Below are 21137 nucleotides of genomic sequence, written 5' to 3'. Positions count from 1 at the left end.
ATTATCGGCCGGCATTAGAGTAGCCAATCGCGCCTCGCAGCTCGGCGATGTCGTTGCGGTACTGGTTCAGCGTATCAAGCTCCTGTGCCGTTGCCAGGTGCCGGCGGGCCTCCTCGAGGTCGCCGGCAGCGAAGTTGATCTTGGCGAGATTGAGCGGGAAATAAGCATTGGCAGGGTCGAGCGTCCCCGCGTCGCTGGTCAGCCGCAGCGCCTTCGCAGTGTCGTGCACGACATTGAACTGGTAGGCGCCGTAGTTGTTGAGCATCATTGAGCGCACGCGCTTTGTCCAGCGCGGATTCGCGCTGGCCGCGTCGAACAGCATCGCCACCTGCTCCGGGGTGAGCGCAAGCCTTCCATTCGAGGCGTTGACCAGCAGGTCGAGGAATGGGTTGGCCTGCTCGTTCGAGCGGGCGCTGCGCAGGCGTTCTGCGAGCATGTCCACTTCGTCCTGGGGAACCGGTTCGTCGGTGCCGTGTATGATCACGAGGGCCGCGCTCGGCGGGACCTGGTAAGGGTCCAGTTCGGCGGCACGGCGGATGTAGGCGACGGCTTGCGCCTTGACCGCGGCGAACATGCCGCGCCGTGCACCGTCTTCGGCGAGCGCGCGCCCCGCCTCGTACTGGCAACGCGACGACTCCGGATGATTGCGTGCGTCGGCTTGCGCCATGGACAGCGCGGTGCGCCAGTCGTTCGCACGCACGGCGGTGGCGGAGCCGACGATCGCGAGCGCGACCATGGCGGCGGCCCCGAGTGCGCGCGGCTTGCGCGCGAGCGCCTCGGCGACGAGGCAGGCGACCGCCAGCAGCGGCCCGACCATCGGCAGGTAGTGGCGATGCTCGAACACGAGTTCCATCGGCAGCACGGTCGATTCGAGCGAGTGGCCGGCGAGGAACCACGCCACGCCGAACGCGAATGCCGGAGCCCGCTGGCGCAGGACCCAGGCACTCGCGGCGAGGGCGAGCAGGAACGCTATCGACGCCGCCGTGGTGGGCGGTGCGAACAACCCGGTGGAGGCGGCGATGTCGTCGTGGAAGATCGTCATCGACGACGGCAGCGGGATGAACGTCCAAACCAGGTAGTCGCAGACGACTCGGGCTTCCGACAGCAGGCGCGTCCCCACCGTGAAACCGTGGCGCGTCCAGTTCAGCGCCTCGGGGTGCAGGAGGAGATGGCCGGCATAGGCCGTGAGAGGCAGGGCAATGCCGCAGGCGTAGAGCGCCAGCAGCGGCCACCGTTGCTGCCGGGGTGCCTCGAAGCGGAAGCAGAACGCTTCAATGAGGAAAGCATAAACGACGACCATCGCGCCGGTCTCCTTGCTGAAGACCGCCAGCAGGCCGAACAGGCCCATGCCCACGATGCCCGTCCAGACCCCCGAGCGATCCCCGCCCAGCGACGACAGGCGGCCCTCGACGTAACAGAGCAGGCCGGCGAGCGTGAAGGTCGTCGCGAGCACATTCATGCGCTGGGTGATATACAGCACGCTGCTGACGTGCAACGGATGGAGCAGCCAGACACCTGCGACCACGAGCGCCAACGCGTCGGTCGACACGCGCGCCCCTGGCGGCAGCAGGCGCGACGCGATCCGCCGCAGCAGTGCGTAAAGCAGTGCGCCATTCGCGAGATGGAGCAGCAGGTTGACGACCTTGAACGCGGGGGGGCTCATGCCGAACGCGAGGATGTTGAGTGCGAACGAGAGCATGCTCAGCGGGCGGCGCGTCGGCCCCGTCGCATTGAGGAACATCACGCCGATCCAGTCCGGCGGCTCCTTGCCGAGCATCTGCATTGGCGGGCTGAGGACGATGTTCTGGAAGTCGTCGAACAGGAAGAAGTCACCCGCGACGCCGCGCGCGTAGACGAGCACGCCGGCGATCATCAACAGGGCCAGCCAGCAGCGTGGGTCGCGCAACAATCGCATGTCAGGGCTCGTGGTCAGGTGTTCGACAGGCTCATCGATCTCGGTCGCCGCGGCAGGCGCCGCCGGGGAACCTGACTTGTATACGGTACCGAGCTTGTACCCGTCCAGCCGGATGCACGGATCTCCTCGAAGCCGCCGACGGGCAGATGGTTTTCCTTGGACCGCTCGTGGCCTGCCGACCACTCCAGCACCTGCTTTTGCGACAGTCTCCAGTAGTCTCGATCGAACCGGGCACCGAACGGGCGCCCGGCGACGTGAAGATAGGCGTGCCCATAGGGATGGTTGCGGGCGATCCACGGCAGCTGTGATGCCGGGCTCAGCGTGATCGCGGCGAGCGCGACCTCGCTGCCAAAAAAAGACGCCGCCCGAAGGCGGCGTCCAGTCAAGCAATGTCGATGCGTATCAACGGCAGAGCGACGGCAGGTACTTGGCCGGGATGTTCGTGCCGGCGGCGTTGTTGCACGCCCAGTCGAGAACGTCGGTATTGCCGGTGTGCGGCGTCGGCTTCAGCACGTAGTTCGCGTTGGCGGCCGTGCCGAGGTCGACCGCACCGCTCGTCTTGATGGTGATGACGCCAGCATTGACCGCCGTGTCGGCGACGTACTTGGTCTTGTTGTTGTTGCAGCCGGCGCTGGTCAGGTTGCCCGGCAGCGCACCCTGGCCTTCGTAGAACTCGACGACCGAGTTCTTGCACGCGTCGCCGGCGACGAACACTTCGCTCAGCTTGGCGCGGACCATGTAGTCCTGGTACGCCGGCAGCGCGATCGCGGCCAGGATCGCGATGATCGCGACGACGATCATCAACTCGATAAGCGTGAAGCCCTTCTGGATCTTGTTCATGAGTAATTTTCCTCTGGATCAATGCTGTAACGGTTTGCCCCTAGAGCCGCCAACCTTGCCAGGCGGGCCCGCTTCCGCGATCGCTTCATCGTCCGGCGATCGACGGCTCGCAGGGTAGGAGATAGCAGCTTCCATGCCAAGCCCCTGAACGCCGACTGGCGCACGCTTTTTTCCAGCCGAAGTCCGACGATGAGATGTGCGTCTCAGAGGGGGACGCAGCCGTCCCAAAATTTGTCCAACCCTGACAAATTTGGCGGGTGCGATATCGCCATGCCCTGTCAGAACCGCGCGTGCAGGTCCGCTCACCGGGCCGGATCGGCGAGCGACTCGTCGGCGCGGCGCGCATCGGAGCCGGTGAACGCCGCGTCGAACTGTTGCCGGATCCGCGCGCGTTCGGCCGGTTCGTAGCGCTGCAGTGCCTGGTCGTACAGCCGGCGCGCATCCGCATGGTCGCCGCGTCTCAATGCCAGCAAGGCGAGCCGCATGTAGCCTTCCGGCAACTGCGGCTCGAACGCGATCGCCGCACGGTACGCCTCTTCGGCCTCGCCAAGGTCGTCCTTGAGCTCGCCCAGTTGTCCGGACAGGAGCATGTAGCTGCGCAGGTAGCTGTAACGTATCTGCGATGGGTTCATGTCCTTTTTCGCCTCGGCGAGCGCGAGTGAAGCACCATCGACATCGCGCAACGCGATGCGCAGCGCGGCGATGTTGAGCATGCTGCCGAAGCTGGCCCGGGCCTCGCCCCGCATCATCAGGTCGGCGAGTTCCTTGGCGCGTCCATAGTCGTTGGTGCGGATGTAGGCCCCGAGCAGGGATTCCTGCGCCTTGGCCGAGCCGGGGTTTTCGAACAAGGCCCATTGCCACAGCTTGACGTCGTCCGACCAGAGCGGAATGCAGGCGCGCGTGTTGGCCAGCGCGAACGCGAGCCATATGCACGCGACCAGCGCGAGGCTGCGCACGAGCCGGCGCGATCGTTCGCGCACCCGGCCGTCGTGCAGCAGGAGCGGCAACAGTGCGCACGCGACGGCGATCGCCGTCATCGCATAGCGGCAGTGGTAAAGACTGCCGGCGAACTGCTGCGGCACGAGGTGCAGCACCGGCAGCAGCGCCGCACTGACGCCGGCGACGAGGGCGCCGATCGACGTGCGCCGCCACCACTGCCACAGGCCGAGCAGCGCCAGCGCGACGGCGGCGGCATCGACCGCGATGAGCCGCATCGACACGCCCGCGAATGGAGCCGCATCGACGTCGTACATCGGTGCGAGTCCGTTCATCGGCCAGGCGATGAGCTTCCAATAGGCGAGGTAGGTGTAGCAGGTCTCCTGCAACTGCGGCCAGAACGCCCATGTCGCCTTGGTGGCCGGATTGACGAGGAAGCCGAGTCCCCAGGCGCGCAGGCCGAGGTAGACGATGCCGGCGGCGAGCGTCGTGGCGTAGACCGGCCATTGCCGCCGCGCGACGGTGCGCAATACCCATGACGCCGGAAGACCCGGCGCGCCGTCCGGCATGGCCCTGGTGCGGAACCAGTCGAAGACCACCAGCAGGAACGGGAACGAAAGCGCCGCCTCCTTCGACGCGGCGGCGAGCAGGAAACAGAGGGCGACGCCGACGGCGCGTGTCGCGGCATGCCGTGCGCGCAGGTTGACGAGCAGGCCGAGCAGGGTGAACCCCGTCGTCAGCATGTCGTACTGCGCGGAGATCCACACCACCGGTTCAACGAGTGCCGGGTGCACGGCGTAGACCAGCATCGCCAGCAGGGGCCACCCCGTCGTTTCCAGCGGCGCATACGCCGGGTGAGCACTGCACTGTCGCAGGAGGATGCGCGCGAGCGCGCCGACGAGAATGATGTTCGCGACGTGGATCCCGAGCGAGAGCAGGTGCATCGGCCCCGGCAGGAACTGCGACAGGTTGGTCTCGACGATGTAGAGCGCGACGCCCAGTGGCCGGTAGTACCCCGCCCACTCCGGAAACCCATGTGCGAGCAGGGCAGGCCATTGGCTGCGATCGGTCATCCAGCCCGACTCGAGCAGGAACTTGAAGTCGTCCCAGGCGAAACCGGCGCGGCGCACGGGCCAGTAGACCGCGATGGCGAGCACGGCTGCCGCCAGCGAAACGAGGGCGTCGCGCCGTGGGATCCGGAAAATGCGCGGCATCTGCGGCTCCGCTCGATGGGGTGCGTCGTCTTGGGCTCCGGGCCCGCCGTCAATGTACGCTTGCATCCTGCGTCCGAGGGGGCGCCTCGCCGGCCGCCTTGCGGTCCGCCAAGGCCAGCATGTAGCCACGATGCGCCAAGGTGACGCCATTGCCGGCCACATCGCGGCCGACCCCCTCGTCGATCGCGGCAACAGCGGCATAGTCCCCGCCGGCGATCGCCGCGAGCATCGCGGCGCGCAGCAGCCAGTCCTTCGACGTCACCGACAGGTACTCGCCCTTCTCGCCCAGCAATGCGGTGGCGTCTCGCTGCACCACCGGCCAGTCGGCTCGAGCCAAGGCGGCGACGATGTCGAGCACTGCCCGCACGGGTTTCGTCTGGGACGTGCAGTGGATCCACTCCGGCGTATTCCAGAGCTCGCGTGCAGCCGCGGTATCCATGTATGGAATCGTGCGGCCGGCGACGTGCACGATCGCGTCGATCGTGCGGCCGTCGAGCTTCTCGTCGCCATCGCATGAACCTACGGCATCCCTGAGTACGAGGGCGCTGGCAATCGCCTCGGCATCTGCATTGCCCTGTCCGATGTGGCCGGTCCGCAATGTCGATGCCAGGCGCGCGGCGCGATGCACGGTCCCGGTGAACGCATACGACGGGTTGTCGGTGATCCTGTCCGCAGGCGGCAGCGACAGTCCGGCGATCGCCGCGCGATAAGGCAGGTCCGCCTTGGGGAGGCCGGCGATGGCGTACGCCGCGAGGCCTACGAATCGCGTCTTTGGTGCTTCGAGGGACAGGGTCGGGTGGAAATCGGACGTGGTGCGCCCGGACAACGCGTCGAACAGGGGTTCGAGTGATCGCCTGTCGCCCAGCCGGTGCACCTCGATGTCGTCCACGCTCGCGATGTCCACGCGCTCGACCAGGCCCTTCAGTCCCGCGTCGGCAAGCGCTTCCGGATGAAGGTCGCCGAGTGGGCCGTCGGCTCGCGCGACGATGAGCATGTCCGCGTCGTACGAGAGGTAGATGCGATAGTCGTGGAAGGACGAGGAAAGCGCGTGGGCGACAGAGGCGACGAGCTCGTCGTTGATCTCGTACAACTGGATCCATTGCACGAAGATGCCGCCCGGCTGCAGGTGGCGCGGCACGAACTCGTAGAACTCCTTGCTGAACAGGCTGGCGACGCCGGAAACCCACGGATTGGACGGTTCGGCGACGACAATGTCGTAACGTGAGCGGTTGGTCGCGAAATACGTCTTGGCATCCTCGATGTGGATGTGGGACCGTGGATCCGTGTAGGCGCGCTCGACGAATTTGCCGAACACCTTGGCGCCCTCGACCATTGCAGGCTCGATCTCGATCGTATCCACGCGCTCCAGTCGCGGATCGCCGAGCAGGGTGTGCGTGGTCAGGCCGGAACCGAAACCGATGACGCCGGCCGTGCGTGGATGCGGGTTGTACAGCAGGGGCAGGACGCCGGCCATCACCATCGTGATTTCATCGGCCGACGGCTTGCCGTCCGGCGCCATGCTGATGCCCGCGTCGACCTTGCCGTTCGTGCTGATCGTGACCAGCCCGCCGCGACTGGCCCGCGTCGCCACGCTGGCGGTCTTGCCGTCACGATAGAACAGCACCTTGAAGCCCTGCTCGGAGATCGTGCGGATGCCGCTACGATAGACGCCGCCCGCCATTGCGTCGGGATCGAAGCGCGCGGCTACGAGCGCGACCGCGAGCGCAAGGCCGGAGGCGACGAGCGCGCCCAGGTAGGTGCCGTCGGTGCGCGTCGTCGCGGTGCTCGCGCGGCGCAGCAATACCAGGCCGAGGACGAGGTCGCCGGCTGCGCTGGCGCACATGGCGAGCTTCAGTCCGAGGATGGGAATCAGGAAATGCACGGTCGCCAGCACGCCGACGATGGCGCCCACCGTATTGGCGGCATAGATGCGGCCGACGCTCGCTTCGCCACCGCCGCCGCGCAGGAGGGCGAAGGTGAACAGCGGAAGCGTCATGCCGGCGAAGAACGCCGCCGGCGCCATCAGCACCATCGAGACCGTCGCGGTGACGATGTTGTACAAGGCGTATCCACCGTCGCTGCGGGACAGCGCCTTCATGAACCAGGCGACCCAGTCGAACGAGCGGTCGTAGAGCACAAGGCTCGCCAGTGCGGCGAGTCCCATCCCGATCTGGACGAAACCGCCGATCCTGATCGGTTGCGCATAGCCGTCAATGCGCTTGCGTATCCACAGTCCGCCGAACGCGAGTCCGCCGATGAATGCGGCGAGCATGAGTTCGAACGCATGCACGGTGCTGCCGAATGCGAGGCTCAGCATGCGAACCCAGCCGATCTCGTAGACGAACGAAGTGGCGCCCGTGATGAATGCGGCGACGAGCAGCAGGCGCGTGATCCCGCCGCGCCCGTGCAAAGCCGCGGTTGGCGCGGCCGCGGCCGGCACCTCCTCCGGCGATCGCGCGAGCAGCCATGCCGCGATCGCGACGACGAGATTGAGCACCGCGCCGAAGCGCATCGCGCCGGGCAGGCCGACGGCGGGCAACAGGATGAACGTTGCCACCAGCGCGCCGATGGCCGCGCCGAGGCTGTTGGTGAAGTAGAGGCCGCCGAGGATGGCGCCGTCTTCCTTGCGCAGGCGGCGCATGAGCCCATTGCTCATCAACGGAAAGGTCGTGCCCAGCAGGACCGCTTGCGGCAGGATCAGCAGTGCACCGCTCGTCCACTTGAACGCCTGTACGGCCCAGCCGCCAGGCATGGCCGGGAACGCGCTGTCGTAGGCGAAGCCGGTCGCGGCGAGATAGATCGGATGGAACAGCGCGGCAGCGATGCCGATGACCAGCTCGACCACGGCATACGCGCGCAGCAGGTTGCGCCACTGCAGGCTGCGCCGGCTCGCCCACCAGGCACCGAGTGCCATGCCGCCCATGAAGATCGCTAGGACCAGGCTCTGCGCGTAGGCGGCATGGCCGAGGTAGAGGCCCAGGTATTGCGACCAGATCGACTGGTAGATCAGGCCGGCCGTGCCGGAAAGCGCGAATACGAACAATGCTGCCGGCTTCAGCCAGCGCGACCCCTGATGCTCCGCCATCGCTTGATCCCCGCCCTTGTATTCATCCGAGCATACACGAGCGTGCGCGTCGTTCGACGTGGCGTGGTTCGCTACCAGGGGTCGATCGGCAGGGCATCCAGGGGCGCGCCTGTCCCGGCGTCGAGCAGCATGGTCAATGTCGCCCGCCGCGCGGCCAGGGGAACCCAGCGGACGTCCGTCGCCTCGCGCCCGTTCGCATGCAGCCATGCATCGATGGCGCTCCGGGCATCGGGGTGGCTCTTGAGAAGGTCATCGATGGTCTTGGCACGTTCGAGCAGCTGCGCGGCGGCCACGGCATAGTCGGCGTAGTACTGCGGCATCACGGCGATGTCCTTGCCGCCGGGCCCGGCGAGGATGATGCGGTTGCGTTCGGCGACGTCGGTCGGCGGCAGGGCGCCGATCACGCGCGGTCCCGTCCAGGGTGGCGCGGCAAAATCGGGACGCTTCGCCTTGGCGTAATCGGTCGGATCGATGTCGTTCGCGGCGACCAGGTTGAAGCGGTCGACGTTGGCGACGACGAAGGCCGGGCGCGCGCGCACGACTACCGACATGCCGTAGAGGAACGCGCACGCCTGCGCGATCGCGATCACCGTGAGGTCGAAACGCATGCCCCACTTGCCGGCGCGGAACACGATCAGGGTCAGCAGCGGGCCGAGCACGACGTCGACGCCGAGCAGCAGCAGGACCAGCTTGTCCGCGCCGGCCGCATGGCTGTAGGGACGCGGATACCACACGCCGAAAATCAGCGTTGCCGCGACCAGCGCGACGAGTGCGCTGATGCAGACGTGGATGCCGGCAGCCTTCCAGCGGGACATGCGGGGACCTCCTCGATGGACTCGGGAAAATATATGGCAGATGCGCCGCGATGCGCGAGCGCTCACACGGGTCGCAGGCGACGGCGGGTAGCCCCATTCGCCGCGTCGCGGAGGGATGCACCCGGCGGCGAGTGCGACGGCATCGCGCTGCCCGACGCCTACTCGATGCCGAGCTTTTCCAGCCGGTAGCGCAGCTGGCGCAGCGTCAGCCCGAGCTGCTTCGCCGCCGCGGTGCGGTTCCAGCGCGTCGCCTCGAGCGCCTTCATGATCGCCGCGCGCTCGGTCTCGGCGACGGCGGCGGCGAGGTCGCTCGGGAAGCCTTCGTCCTCGGGCGGTTCGGCCGCGTGGGCGGGCGGGCGGGGCTCGAAGTGCGACCCCGCGGGCGGCGTCGGCGTGTTCGCCCACGCCTCGGCGGAGGCGCTCGCCGCGCGATCGCCGGCGGCGAGGCGCAGGTCGCCGATGCCGATGCTGTTGTTCTCGCACAGCGCGACCGCGCGCTCGAGCACGTTCTCGAGCTCGCGCACGTTGCCGGGGAAATCGTAGGACAGCAGCGCCTTGAGGGCCTCCGGCTCGAGCCGTGCGGGCGCGGTGCCGTTGTCCTTGCCGAGGCGTTCGAGCACGCGTCCGGCGAGCTTGGGGATGTCCTCGCGCCGGTCGCGCAGCGGCGGCACCTTCAGCTCGATCACGTTGATGCGATAGAACAGGTCCTGGCGGAACGAGCCGAGTTCGACCAGTCGCGCGAGGTTCTTGTGCGTCGCCGAGAGGATGCGTACGTCGACGCCGACCTCGGCGCGCGCGCCGATCGGTCGCACGGCCTTTTCCTGGATCACGCGCAGCAGCTTCACCTGCATGTGCATCGGCAGTTCCGCGACCTCGTCGAGGAACAGCGTGCCGCCCTGGGCGGCATGGAACAGGCCGTCCTTGTCGGTCTGCGCGCCGGTGAAGCTGCCGCGCTTGTGGCCGAAGAACTCGCTTTCCATGAGTTCGGACGGGATCGCGCCGCAGTTGACCGGCACGAACGGCGCGGTCGAGCGCGGGCCGAGTTCGTGGATGAGGCGGGCGACGAGTTCCTTGCCGGTGCCCGACTCGCCGGCGATGTAGACCGGCGCCTGGCTGCGCGCGACCTTGGCGATCGTCGCGCGCAGGTCGTTCATCGGCGCCGAATCGCCGATCAGCTTGTTGCCGCTGTTGGACTGCTCGGCGCGCTTTTCCTCGGACAGCTTGAGTGCCGTCTGCACGAGGCGGCGCAGCACGCTGATGTCGACCGGCTTGGAGACAAAATCGAACGCGCCGGCCTTGAGCGCGTCGACCGCGGCATCGACGTTGCCGTACGCGGTGATCATCGCGATCGGCGTTTCCGGGTACTGCGCGGCGACCAGCGCGATGATCTCCTGGCCGGAGCCGTCGGGCAGGCGCATGTCGGTGAAACACAGCGCGTAGCGGCGCTCGGCGAGTCGCTGCCTCGCCTCGGCGACGGTCGCCGCGGTTTCGACGATGAGATCCATGCGACCCAAGGTGAGCGTCAGCAGCTCGCGGATGTCGCGTTCGTCGTCGATGACCAGTGCGTAGTGCTTGCTCATGCCGTCGGGGTCGGGCTTTCGGTCGGGAGGCTGCGCAAAGGGTAAATCGCGCGGCAGTACAAGGCAAAGGCTGCGGGTTTGTGCTAGGGCGCCCTTCAGCCGATCGTCAGGCCGACTGCGGCGCGATGCGCGAGGCGAGCAGCGCTCCGGCCGGCGTCAGGGTGATGCGGAAACAGGCGCCACCGCCCGCCACCGGGACGTATTCGAGCGAGGCCTGGCTCGCCTCGCTCATCTGCTTGGCCAGGTACAGGCCGAGGCCGGTGCCGTACTCGTGGGTGGTGTAGAACGGCTCGAAGATCTGCGCGGCGACCTTCGGCGGGATGCCCGGCCCGCGGTCGATCACCTCGAGCAGCGGCGGTCCCTTGTCGACCGCGAGGCGCGCGACGACGCTGACGCGTGCGGGCTGGTTCGGCTGGCGGCCATAGCGCAATGCGTTCTGCACGAGGTTCCAGACCACCTGCTGCAGGTGCTGCGGGTCGACCATCGCCTCGAGCGTGCGGTTGTGCGTGACGGCGCGCAGCTGATCCTGGCCGAGGTCGTTGGACTGCTTGTAGTCCTCGACGAAGGCGAGTACCCAGGCATTGAGGTCGATCGTCTCCGGGCGCGAACGTTCGCGCCTGGACAGCTGCAGGATGTTCTCGACGACGTCGTTGGCGCGCGTGCAGTGGTTGTTGATGATGTCGACGAGGCGCTTGTCCTCGGCATTGAGCTCGGGCGACTCGGCGAGCAGCTGCGCCGAATAGCGGATCGCCGCGAGCGGGTTGCGGATCTCGTGCGCGATCGACGCCGACAGGCGGCCGAGCGACGACAGGGTGAGTTCCTCGGCGCGTCGCGACAGCAGGGACGTGTCGTCGAGGAAGATCAGCACATTGGTGTCGTCGTTCGGCGCGAGGCGGGTGAAGCGCGGGATCACCTCGGGCACGTCGTGCGCGAGCGCCACCGCGGTCTGGTCGCTCTTGCCGGTATGGCGCCAGTGGTACAGCCGGCGCGACAGCTCCGGCGCCGCCGAGCCGAGCTCGCGCTGGTTCGGCGGCGGATTGCCGATCAGGTGCCAGGCCGACTCGTTGATGCGCAGGATGTGGTTGGCGCGGTCGACCAGCAGCACGCCTGTCTTCATGCGCTGGATGATGAGGTCGTTGATCTGCTCGAGGTTGAGCAGGTCCACGCCGCGCCGCGCGGCGAGATCCTCCGCCGCGCGCATGTGCCCGCCGAGGTAGCGCAGCAGCGCGGCGACGATGAAGTACGCGACCACGACTGCGATCGTCTCGACGCTGTTGTTTTCCCGGCCGGGCTCGCTCAGCAGTTGATACGCGTACGGCACCGCGACGCCGAGCGCCGCGGCGGTCGCGAACACGTAGGCACGGTGCGGCAGCAGCAGCGCGGCGATGCCGACGTTGACGAGCAGCATCATTGGCACGAGGCTGTGGCCGGTCAGCGCGATCAGCACCAACGACGCGGCGACGATGTCGATCAGCAGCGACGTGCTGATCGTGCCGGCGAGCCGGGAGCGCAGGCGCTCCGTGCTCACCAGCAGCGCGAGGGCGACGACGAGGTAGACCGCCGAGGCCGCCTGGCCGAGCAGCGGGCGCGAGACGCGCACCCAGTCGACCGCGAACGGGCTGAACACGAGGCCGACGTACACCACGGCTTCGAGGCAGCGGTAGAGGTTGAAGAAATACAGTTCGCGCCGGGTGATGTCGCCCGGTGATGCCGTCGTGTCAAGCAATTGGGCACCCGTGCTCACGTAGGCTCCGTGGCGCCAGTATAGCCTGCGGGGCCTGCCGCAGCGGCGACGGTGGCGCTTCTTTTGCTTTCACCGCGGCCATCCCCGAGAATAGGCGACCCGTTTTTCCGTCGGCTCAGCGTCGACGCTCCCCGGATAGCGCTGCCGCGGTGATTCGCGCCGCGCGCGTGCGTCCCTTCGCACAAGGTGTCTCATGAATTTCCACGAATACCAAGCCAAGGAACTGTTCGCCGAGTACGGCATCCCTGTGCCGCCGGGCAAGGTCGCCGCGACGCCGGAGCAGGCGGTCGAAGCCGCCCGCGCGCTCGGTGGCGAGCAATGGATGGTCAAGGCGCAGATCCACGCGGGCGGCCGCGGCAAGGCCGGCGGCGTGAAGTTCTGCCGTTCGCTCGACGAGGTGAAGGCGGCCGCCGCGGGCATGCTCGGCCGGCGCATGGAGACCTACCAGTCCGGCGGCCGCGCGCTGCCGGTCAACCTGGTGCTGGTCACCGATGCGACCGACATCGCCAAGGAGCTGTACCTGTCGATCCTCGTCGACCGCGGCAGCAAGACGGTGTCCTTCATCGCCTCCGCGCAGGGCGGCGTCGATATCGAGCAGGTCGCGCGCGAAACCCCCGAGGACATCCACACGATCGAGGTCGATTTCGTCGAGGGCCTGCAGCCCTACCAGTGCCGCAAGCTCGCTTTCGACATGGGCCTCAACGCCAAGCAGGCGAACCAGCTGACCAAGATCATGCTGGGCCTGTACAAGCTTTTCAACGAGAAGGACCTCGCGCTGGTCGAGCTCAACCCGCTCGCGATCGTCGCCTCGGGCGACCTCATGGCGCTCGACGGCAAGGTCAATTCCGACGACAACGCGGAATTCCGCCATCCGAAGCTGGTCGCGATGCGCGACGAGTCGCAGGAAGACCCGGCCGAGGCCGCCGCGGTCAAGAACAACCTCAACTACGTCACGATGGACGGCAACATCGGCTGCATGGTCAACGGCGCCGGTCTCGCGATGGCGACGATGGACGTGATCAAGCTCGCCGGCGGCGAACCGGCGAACTTCCTCGACGTCGGCGGCGGCGCGACCAAGGAACGCGTGACCGAGGCGTTCAAGCTGATCCTGTCCTCGGACAAGGTGCAGGCGATCCTCGTCAACATCTTCGGCGGGATCGTGCGCTGCGACCTCATCGCCGAGGGCATCATCGCCGCGGTCAAGGAAGTGGGCCTCGAGATCCCCGTCGTCGTGCGCCTGCAGGGCACGAACGTCGAGAAGGGCCGCGAGCTGCTCGCCAATTCCGGCCTCGCGATCACGCCGGCCGACGATCTCAACGACGCCGCGCAAAAGGCGGTCGCGGCGGTCAAGGCCGCCTGAGCGAAGGACACGAACACATGAGCGTTTTGGTCAACAAGAACACCAAGGTCATCACCCAGGGCTTCACCGGCCAGCAGGGTACGTTCCACTCCGAGCAGGCGCTGGAATACGGCACCAAGCTCGTCGGCGGCGTCACGCCGGGCAAGGGCGGCGGCACGCACATCGGCCTGCCCGTCTACGACACCGTGCTCGATGCGGTCAACGACACTGGCGCCGACGCGTCGATGATCTTCGTGCCGCCGCCGTTCGCGGCCGACGCGATCCTCGAAGCGGCCGATGCCGGCATCAAGGTCATCGTCGCGATCACCGAAGGCATCCCGGTGCTCGACATGCTGCGCGTCAAGAACGTGCTCAAGCAGCGTCCGGGCACCGTGCTGATCGGACCGAACTGCCCCGGCATCATCACGCCGGGTGAATGCAAGATCGGCATCATGCCGGGCCACATCCACAAGCCGGGCAAGGTCGGCATCGTGTCGCGTTCGGGCACGCTGACCTACGAGGCGGTATTCCAGACCACCAACGTCGGCCTCGGCCAGTCGACCTGCATCGGCATCGGCGGCGACCCGATCAACGGCCTCAACTTCATCGACTGCCTCAAGCTGTTCCAGGACGATCCGCAGACCGAAGGCATCATCATGGTCGGCGAGATCGGCGGCAGCGCCGAGGAGGAAGCGGCCGAGTTCATCGCCGAGTACGTGAAGAAGCCGGTCGTCGCCTTCATCGCCGGTGCCTCCGCTCCGGCCGGCAAGCGCATGGGCCATGCCGGCGCGATCATCTCCGGCGGCAAGGGCACCGCGGCGGCGAAGTTCGCGGCGCTGGAAAAGGCCGGCGTCACGACCGTGAAGTCGCCGGCCGACCTCGGCAAGACGCTCGCATCGAAGATGTAGGCGTCGGGAGCAACCCGCGTTGATGATGAAGGGCCGCGGGGTGATTCGCGGCCTTTCGTTTTTCGGGCGCGAGTGCTGAAGGCCGGCTGGCCGCACCGGCGGCATGCGTGAGCATGCTTCCGTGGGAGCGGTTGTTCCGCGCGCGGACACGCCGCACAGGTTCGTTCGCGCCGAGCGCGGCCCGCGGCGAACGAATGGGATGGGCGCCGCTTCCGTGGGCGACGGAAGCCGCGATGCCTTGCGGGCTTCCGCGAGGCGCCACGCGGGCGACGCCCGTCCGGCAAACCTGAACGCACGACCGAATGTCCACGCCCGGTCCGAAACGACGTTAGGATGACACCCAGCGCGCCGTGTCCGGGGAGGGATCATGCGCCGTCGCCTCGTTCCGCTGTTCGCCCTCGCCTGCACGGCGGTCGTCTCCGCGCAGATCCTGCCCAGGGACCCCGCTGACGAGGGCGTGCCATCGGTCACCGACGCCTCGGTGCCGCTGACCTACGTCGGCGGCGACGGCAGCGTTTCGATCGGCATCAATCGCGAAGGGCGCACCGAGGGCCAGTTGCTCGGCGTGTTCGCGCGCAACAATGCGCGCGCGCTCGTCGGGCAGGTGTGGTGGGACCAGTCGGGCGCGGGTGGCGCGCAGGCCGATTTCAACTGGCTCTGGGGCGGCGATCCGGTCGCCGCGCGCATGCATCCGGACCAGGCGACCGTGAGCCGCCTCAGCTTCGCGCTCGACCAGAACGGGCAGCACGACCGCAAGGCGACGCTCGGCTTCGGCATCGAGCGGCGCGCGTATTCGGTCGAGGCATGGCTCGCCCACGGCGTCAGCGGCGCGCGCGGCGCGCGCCACAGCCTGCACGACGACGTCGTCCAGCTCGACGGCAGCGACGAAGTCGGCAGCTACACGCAAGCCGAGACGACGACGACCGACACGCTGTTCGAGAGCCGTCCCTACGGCACCGAGATCGGCCTGCAGTTCGGCCACGTGTTCGAGCCGTTCGCGATGCGCGTGCATGGCGGCGCGAGCACGCAGGATGGCGACGGCGCGCGTGCGACGACGTTCTCGCTCGGCCTCGATACGCCGCTCGGCACGCGTGGCTGGGGCTTGTCCGCGCTGGCCGAGCACGTCGCGCGCCAGGGTGGCGCGGGCGGCGGCGACGACGATCGCCTGTCGCTGTTCCTGCGTTACGAGTTCGGCCGGCACGGTGCCTTCACGCCGACCGCGAACCTCGAGGACCCGGCGTGGATTTCCCGCTCGCTCGCGCGACCGTCGAGCGCGCACCCGCGCACGGTCGAGAGCTATCGGCGCACGCGTTCGCAGACGGTGTCGGTCACGCGCGGGCCGCGCCAGTACACCAACCACTTCCCGCTCGCGCAGGCCGACGTCGCCAACACGAGCACGGGCGTCGCGCTCGCGATCGACGTCCTCGCCAACGACAGCGATGCCGACGGCGATGCGCTCGCCATCACCGCCGTCACCGCGCCTGCGCACGGCACGGCGGTCGCTTCCGGCGGCACGATCCTGTACACCCCCGCGGCCGGTTTCAGCGGTTCGGACACGTTCGCCTATACGATCGCCGATGGCCATGGCGGCAGTGCGGGCGCGAACGTGACGGTGACCGTCGGCATGCGGCCGAACCAGCCGCCAATCGCGCGCGACGATGTCGCGACGACCACCTCCGGGCAGCCGGTCACGATCGCCGTGCTCGCCAACGACGGCGACCCGGACGGCGATGCGCTCGTGCTCGCGAGCGTCGGCGTCCCGGGCCACGGCACCGCGTCGATCTCCGGGCACGGCATCGTCTACCGGCCTGCAGCCGGCTACAGCGGACCCGACGCCTTCACCTACGTCGTCGAGGATGGCCACGGCGGCCAGGCGAGCGCGACCGTCACGATCACCGTCGCCGTGCAGCCGAACCGCAATCCGGTCGCGCGCGCGGACGCGGCGACGGTCGCGAGCGGGCAGCTCGTCGCGGTCGACGTGCTCGCCAACGACATCGACGCCGACGGGGACGCGCTGTCGCTCGCATCCGTCGGAGCACCCCTGCACGGCAGCGCGGCGATCAGCGGCAACCGGGTGCTGTACGCGTCCACGCCCGGTTACGTCGGCGCCGACGCGTTCGTCTACACGATCAGCGACGGCCGTGGCGGCATGTCGACCGCACGCGTCGCTATCACCGTCACGGCGTCGCCGAACCGTCCACCGGTCGCGCTCGACGACACCGCGACCGCGACGTCCGGCGGCGGCGCGGTCGCGATCGCGGTGCTCGCCAACGACAGCGACCCTGACGGCGATCCGCTTGCAATCACCGCGACGACGCCGCCCGCGCTGGGCACGATCGTGATCGCCGGCGGAGCGATCAGCTACACGCCGCCCGCCGGCGTGGTCGGCATCGATCGCTTCACCTATACGATCTCGGATGGTCGCGGCGGCAGCGCGAGCGCCCTCGTCACGGTCAACGTGACTGCGGCGCCGAACCAGCCGCCGGTTGCCGTCGACGACACGGCGACGACGCCGTTCGCGCAGCCGGTGCAGATCCCCGTGCTCGCCAACGACAGCGATCCCGACGGCGACGCGCTCGCCATCACGGGCGTCACCGCGCCGCTCTACGGCACCGTCGCGATCATCGGCAACGCGGTCCTCTACACGCCGCTGGCCGGCTTCAGCGGCGTCGATCGCTTCGCCTACACGATCTCGGATGGCCGCGGCGGCAGCGCGACCGCATTCGTCACCGTGATCGTGTTGGCGGCGCCGAACCGGCCGCCGATCGCGGTGAACGACAACGGCGGATTCAACCAGACGGTGATCGCCGTGCTCGCCAACGACAGCGATCCGGACGGCGATCCACTCACGATCATCGCGGTGACGCAGCCGGTCGCGGCCAGCGGCGCCCCGGCCGGCAGCGTCGCGATCACCGGCACGACCGTGACCTGGTCGCCGAACGGCTATCTCGGCGCGGCGGCGTTCACCTACACGATCAGCGACGGCCGCGGCGGCACGGCCACGGCCATCGTCAACGTCGTGACCGGGATTCCGTAGCGAGCGCGGGCGTCGGACCGCTGGGCTTACAATGGCGTTTTCGTGCCGCCCGCCACGCCGCATGCCGAAGTTGCGCATCGCCCTTGCCCAGTTCGATTTCCCGGTCGGCTCCGTCGCCCGCAACGAGGAGCGCATCGCCGCCCTCGTCGCGCAGGCGCGCGACGAGCACCGCGCCGACCTCGTGCTGTTTCCCGAACTCGCCCTGAGCGGTTATCCGCCCGAGGACCTGCTGCTGCGGCCGAGTTTCCTCGCCGAATGCGAAGCCGCGCTCGGCCGCCTCGCCGCGGCGACGCGCGGCATCGTCGCCGTGGTCGGCTGGCCGCAGGCCGCCGGCTCCGTCGTCTACAACGCGGCGAGCGTGCTGCGCGACGGCGCCGTGGCCGCGACCTATCGCAAGCGCGAGCTGCCCAATTACGCGGTCTTCGACGAACGCCGCTACTTCGACGTCGATCCGGATCGCGACGACTGCGTATTCGACGTCGGCGGCGTCCGCGTCGGGCTCATCATCTGCGAGGACCTGTGGTTCGCCGAGCCGTTCGCGGGCACGGTCGCCGCGGGCGCCGAACTCGTGCTGGTGCCGAACGCATCGCCGTTCGAGCGCGACAAGCACGCGCAGCGCGACGCGCTGCTCGCCGAGCGCGTGCAGGAGTCGCGCCGCGACGGCCGCGGCGTCGGTGTCGCCTACCTCAACACGGTCGGCGGGCAGGACGCGGTCGTGTTCGACGGCGCGTCCGTGCTCGCCGACGGTGACGGCCACGTCCATCCGGCCGCGCGTGCGTTCGAGGACCACTGGCTCGTCGCCGACTACGATGCGGCGACGCGCCGCTTCACCCCGGTCGCCTGGCCGGTCGAGGAGGACGAAGGCCGCGACGCACTCGCCTGGCGCGCGATCGTGCGCGGCACGCGCGACTACTGCGTGAAGAACGGCTTCTCCAAGGCGTGGATCGGCCTCTCCGGCGGCATCGACTCCGCGCTCGTGCTCGCCGTCGCGGTCGACGCGCTCGGCGCCGGGAACGTGACCGGCGTACGCCTGCCGTCGCGCTACACCTCCGAACTCAGCAACGACCTCGCCGACGAGCAGGCGCGCGCGCTCGGCGTCCGGATCATGAGCGTGCCGATCGAGGCGCCGTTCCGCGGTTTCCTCGACGCGCTCGCGCCCGCGTTCGCGGGCGTGGACGCCGACGTGACGGAGGAGAACCTGCAGTCGCGCTGCCGCGGCGTGATCCTCATGGCGCTGGCGAACAAGTTCGGTGGCCTGCTGCTGACGACCGGCAACAAGAGCGAGTACGCGGTCGGCTACGCGACGATCTACGGCGACATGTGCGGCGGCTACGCGCCGATCAAGGACCTGTACAAGACCGAGGTGTTCGCGCTCGCGCGCTGGCGCAACGCGGTCGCCGGCACGCCGGTGATCCCGCCGGCGGTGATCGCGCGCCCGCCGTCGGCGGAATTGCGCGAAAACCAGACCGACCAGGATTCGCTGCCGCCCTACGACGTGCTCGACGCGATCCTGCTGCGACACGTCGACCAGGAGCAGTCGCGCGAGGAGATCGTGCGCGCCGGTTTCGACGCGGCGACGGTCGAGCGCGTGCTGCGGCTCGTGAAGATCAGCGAATGGAAGCGCCAGCAGGCGGCGCCGGGGCCGAAGGTTTCGCGGCGCGCGTTCGGCCGCGAACGCCGCTATCCGATCACCTCGGGCTGGCGCTGATCAGCCGCGGTTCTGCAGCGGGATCAGCTTCCACCAGTTCGAGCGGTAATTCGGCCAGCGGCCCTTGAGCGACGGGTGGTCGGGGTAGTTGAGCTCGAGCACGCGCCTGGCGTCGTCGGCGAGCTTGTCCTGGCCGAGCTCGTGGTAGCTCCTGACCATGATCGCGAGCGCGTCGCCCGCCTGCGGCGTCTGCGGGTAGGTCTCGATGATCGACTTGGCGCGGTTCGACGAGGCGACGTAGGCGCCGCGCTTGAGGTAAAAGAGGGCGATGTTGAGGTCCGACTGCGCCATCATGTTGCGCAGGTGGACCATGCGCTGGCGGCTGTCCTGGGCGTAGCGGCTCTGCGGATAGCGCGTGAGCAGCGCGCCGAAATCGTCGAACGACTGGCGCAGGTTGGCCTGGTCGCGCTGCGTCATGTCGAGGCCGACGTAGCGCTCGAGGAAGCCGCCCGAGCGGTTGAAGTTGATCAGCCCGCGCAGGTAGTAGGCGTAATCGACGTGGCGGTGCGTGGGATAGGTCTTGATGAAGCGGTTGATGGTGGAGTACGCATCGTCGGGCTTGTCCGACTTGTACTGCGCATAGGCGAGATTGAGCTGCGACTGCTCGGTGTACGGGCCGAACGGGAAGCGCGCGATCAGGCGCTGGAACGTGCGCACGGCATAGTCGTTGTTGCCCGACTGCAGCGCTTCGTTGCCCTGCTGGTAGAGCTGCTCGACCGACAGCGTGTCCATCGGGTCGCCCTTCTTGCCACGATGGAACAGGGAGCAGCCGGCGAGCGCGACGAAGAGCGCGAGCAGGACGAGGCGCAGGACGGGACGGAAACTGGAGGAGACTCGCATGCGGGTGGCAGGCTCTGCGATGATGGACGGATGGAGTGGGTCCGGCTGCATCTGCTGGCCGGGTCCGCCGGAGCGACCGGCCCGCGACGCTACCACGCGCCGCGCGAAACACCGATCATAACCCGAAACCCCGCCGGCGCTGGAAGCGCCGTTTCCCGGCATTCCCGAGCATGAGCGAACCCGAATCACGCCTGAACGAGCGGCCGTCGACCGCAGCGCGCCTTGCCGCCACCGTGCCCGACGGGCTGGCCGGCCGGCGCTTCGACCAGGCGCTCGCCGAGCTGTTCCCGGACTACTCGCGCTCGCGCCTGACCGCGTGGATCAAGGCGGGCGCGGTGCGCCTCGACGGCGAAGTCGTCCCGCCCCGGCAGATCCTGCGCGGCGGCGAGGCGATCGAACTCGACGTGCGCATGGAGCGCGAGATCGGCGCACAGGCGGAAGAGATCCCGCTCGACATCCGCTACGAGGACGCCGATGTCATCGTCGTCAACAAGCCGCCCGGCCTGGTCGTGCATCCGGGCGCGGGCAATCCCGCGGGCACCCTGCAGAACGCGCTGCTGCACCATGATCCGAAGCTCGCGGAGATCCCGCGCGGCGGCATCGTGCACCGCCTCGACAAGGACACCTCGGGCCTGATGGTCGTCGCGCGCACGCTGCGCGCGCATACCGCGCTGGTCGAACAGCTGTCCGAGCGCGACGTGCACCGCCAGTACGCGGCGATCGTCTACGGCGCGATGGTCGCGGGCGGTCGCGTCGACGCCCCGATCGGCCGCCATCCGCACGACCGCCTGAAACAGGCCGTGCGCGAGGATGGCCGCGAGGCGATCACGCACTACCGCGTGCGCGAGCGCTTCCGCACGATGACCCTGATCGAGTGCCGGCTCGAAACCGGGCGGACGCACCAGATCCGCGTGCACATGGCGCACGTGCGCCATCCGCTCGTCGGGGACGCGCAGTACGGCGGCCTGCTCAAGCTCCCCAAGGGCGCGACGCCGGAACTCGCCGCGGCCCTGCGTGGCTTCAGGCGCCAGGCACTGCACGCGGAGAAGCTCGAGTTCGCCCACCCGAAGAGCGGCAAGCCCGTCGCGGTCGAGGCGGAACGCCCGGCCGACATGGAGGCGCTGCTCGCAGCATTGCGTGCGGACACGAAGGAAAACGGCTGAGCGCGCCGATGGC

13 protein-coding genes are annotated in these 21137 nt (G+C 68.5%); 5 read left to right on the top strand and 8 right to left on the bottom strand.

What is annotated here, in order from left to right:
• Position 1: 1 nt before the first annotated feature.
• The 7 genes from EV148_RS00200 to EV148_RS00170 all read right to left on the bottom strand — a co-directional run bounded on the left by EV148_RS00200 (position 2) and on the right by EV148_RS00170 (position 12129).
• A complete protein-coding gene (locus EV148_RS00200) occupies positions 2–2098 on the bottom strand; it encodes a hypothetical protein (RefSeq protein ID WP_158287241.1) in 2097 nt (698 codons plus the stop codon).
• A 219-nt stretch (positions 2099–2317) separates the two neighbouring features.
• Positions 2318–2755, bottom strand: a complete 438-nt coding sequence (locus tag EV148_RS00190) for a pilin (RefSeq protein WP_131991682.1) — start codon at positions 2753–2755, stop codon at positions 2318–2320.
• Positions 2756–3057: 302 nt separating this feature from the next.
• A complete protein-coding gene (locus EV148_RS00185) occupies positions 3058–4905 on the bottom strand; it encodes a tetratricopeptide repeat protein (protein WP_131991679.1) in 1848 nt (615 codons plus the stop codon).
• 49 nt (positions 4906–4954) lie between these two features.
• A complete protein-coding gene (locus EV148_RS00180; protein WP_158287240.1) occupies positions 4955–7990 on the bottom strand; it encodes a spermine/spermidine synthase domain-containing protein in 3036 nt (1011 codons plus the stop codon).
• A gap of 71 nt (positions 7991–8061) precedes the next feature.
• Positions 8062–8805 carry a TfpX/TfpZ family type IV pilin accessory protein gene (gene tfpZ, locus EV148_RS18280; RefSeq protein ID WP_158287239.1) on the bottom strand — a complete coding sequence of 248 codons (744 nt, stop codon included), beginning with the start codon at positions 8803–8805 and terminating at the stop codon, positions 8062–8064.
• A 158-nt stretch (positions 8806–8963) separates the two neighbouring features.
• Positions 8964–10385: a sigma-54-dependent transcriptional regulator gene (locus EV148_RS00175; protein ID WP_131991673.1), complete on the bottom strand. Its 1422-nt coding sequence runs from the start codon at positions 10383–10385 to the stop codon at positions 8964–8966.
• Between the two features lie 106 nt (positions 10386–10491).
• A complete protein-coding gene (locus tag EV148_RS00170; RefSeq protein WP_131991670.1) occupies positions 10492–12129 on the bottom strand; it encodes an ATP-binding protein in 1638 nt (545 codons plus the stop codon).
• Positions 12130–12322: 193 nt separating this feature from the next.
• Between EV148_RS00170 and sucC the strand changes: the two genes are divergently transcribed.
• The 4 genes from sucC to EV148_RS00150 all read left to right on the top strand — a co-directional run bounded on the left by sucC (position 12323) and on the right by EV148_RS00150 (position 19121).
• Positions 12323–13489, top strand: coding sequence for an ADP-forming succinate--CoA ligase subunit beta (gene sucC / locus EV148_RS00165; protein ID WP_131991667.1), 1167 nt, complete (start codon positions 12323–12325; stop codon positions 13487–13489).
• Positions 13490–13506: 17 nt separating this feature from the next.
• Positions 13507–14376: a succinate--CoA ligase subunit alpha gene (gene sucD, locus EV148_RS00160; protein ID WP_131991664.1), complete on the top strand. Its 870-nt coding sequence runs from the start codon at positions 13507–13509 to the stop codon at positions 14374–14376.
• A 367-nt stretch (positions 14377–14743) separates the two neighbouring features.
• The gene (locus EV148_RS00155) at positions 14744–17413 is read left to right on the top strand and encodes a cadherin-like domain-containing protein (protein WP_131991661.1); all 2670 of its coding nucleotides are present in this window, start codon (positions 14744–14746) and stop codon (positions 17411–17413) included.
• A gap of 61 nt (positions 17414–17474) precedes the next feature.
• Positions 17475–19121, top strand: a complete 1647-nt coding sequence (locus EV148_RS00150) for an NAD+ synthase (protein WP_131991658.1) — start codon at positions 17475–17477, stop codon at positions 19119–19121.
• Here EV148_RS00150 and EV148_RS00145 read toward each other — a convergent pair whose 3' ends face one another.
• Positions 19122–19961 carry an outer membrane protein assembly factor BamD gene (locus tag EV148_RS00145; protein ID WP_131991655.1) on the bottom strand — a complete coding sequence of 280 codons (840 nt, stop codon included), beginning with the start codon at positions 19959–19961 and terminating at the stop codon, positions 19122–19124.
• Between the two features lie 170 nt (positions 19962–20131).
• Here EV148_RS00145 and rluD point away from each other — a divergent pair, with 170 nt between their 5' ends.
• Positions 20132–21124, top strand: a complete 993-nt coding sequence (gene rluD / locus EV148_RS00140) for a 23S rRNA pseudouridine(1911/1915/1917) synthase RluD (RefSeq protein ID WP_131991654.1) — start codon at positions 20132–20134, stop codon at positions 21122–21124.
• Positions 21125–21137 lie beyond the last annotated feature (13 nt).

It is taken from the genome of Dokdonella fugitiva, assembly GCF_004342425.1.
GTDB lineage: Bacteria > Pseudomonadota > Gammaproteobacteria > Xanthomonadales > Rhodanobacteraceae > Dokdonella_A > Dokdonella_A fugitiva.
Note: the sequence above shows the minus strand (reverse complement) of the source record. Positions and strands in the feature narration are given on the sequence as shown.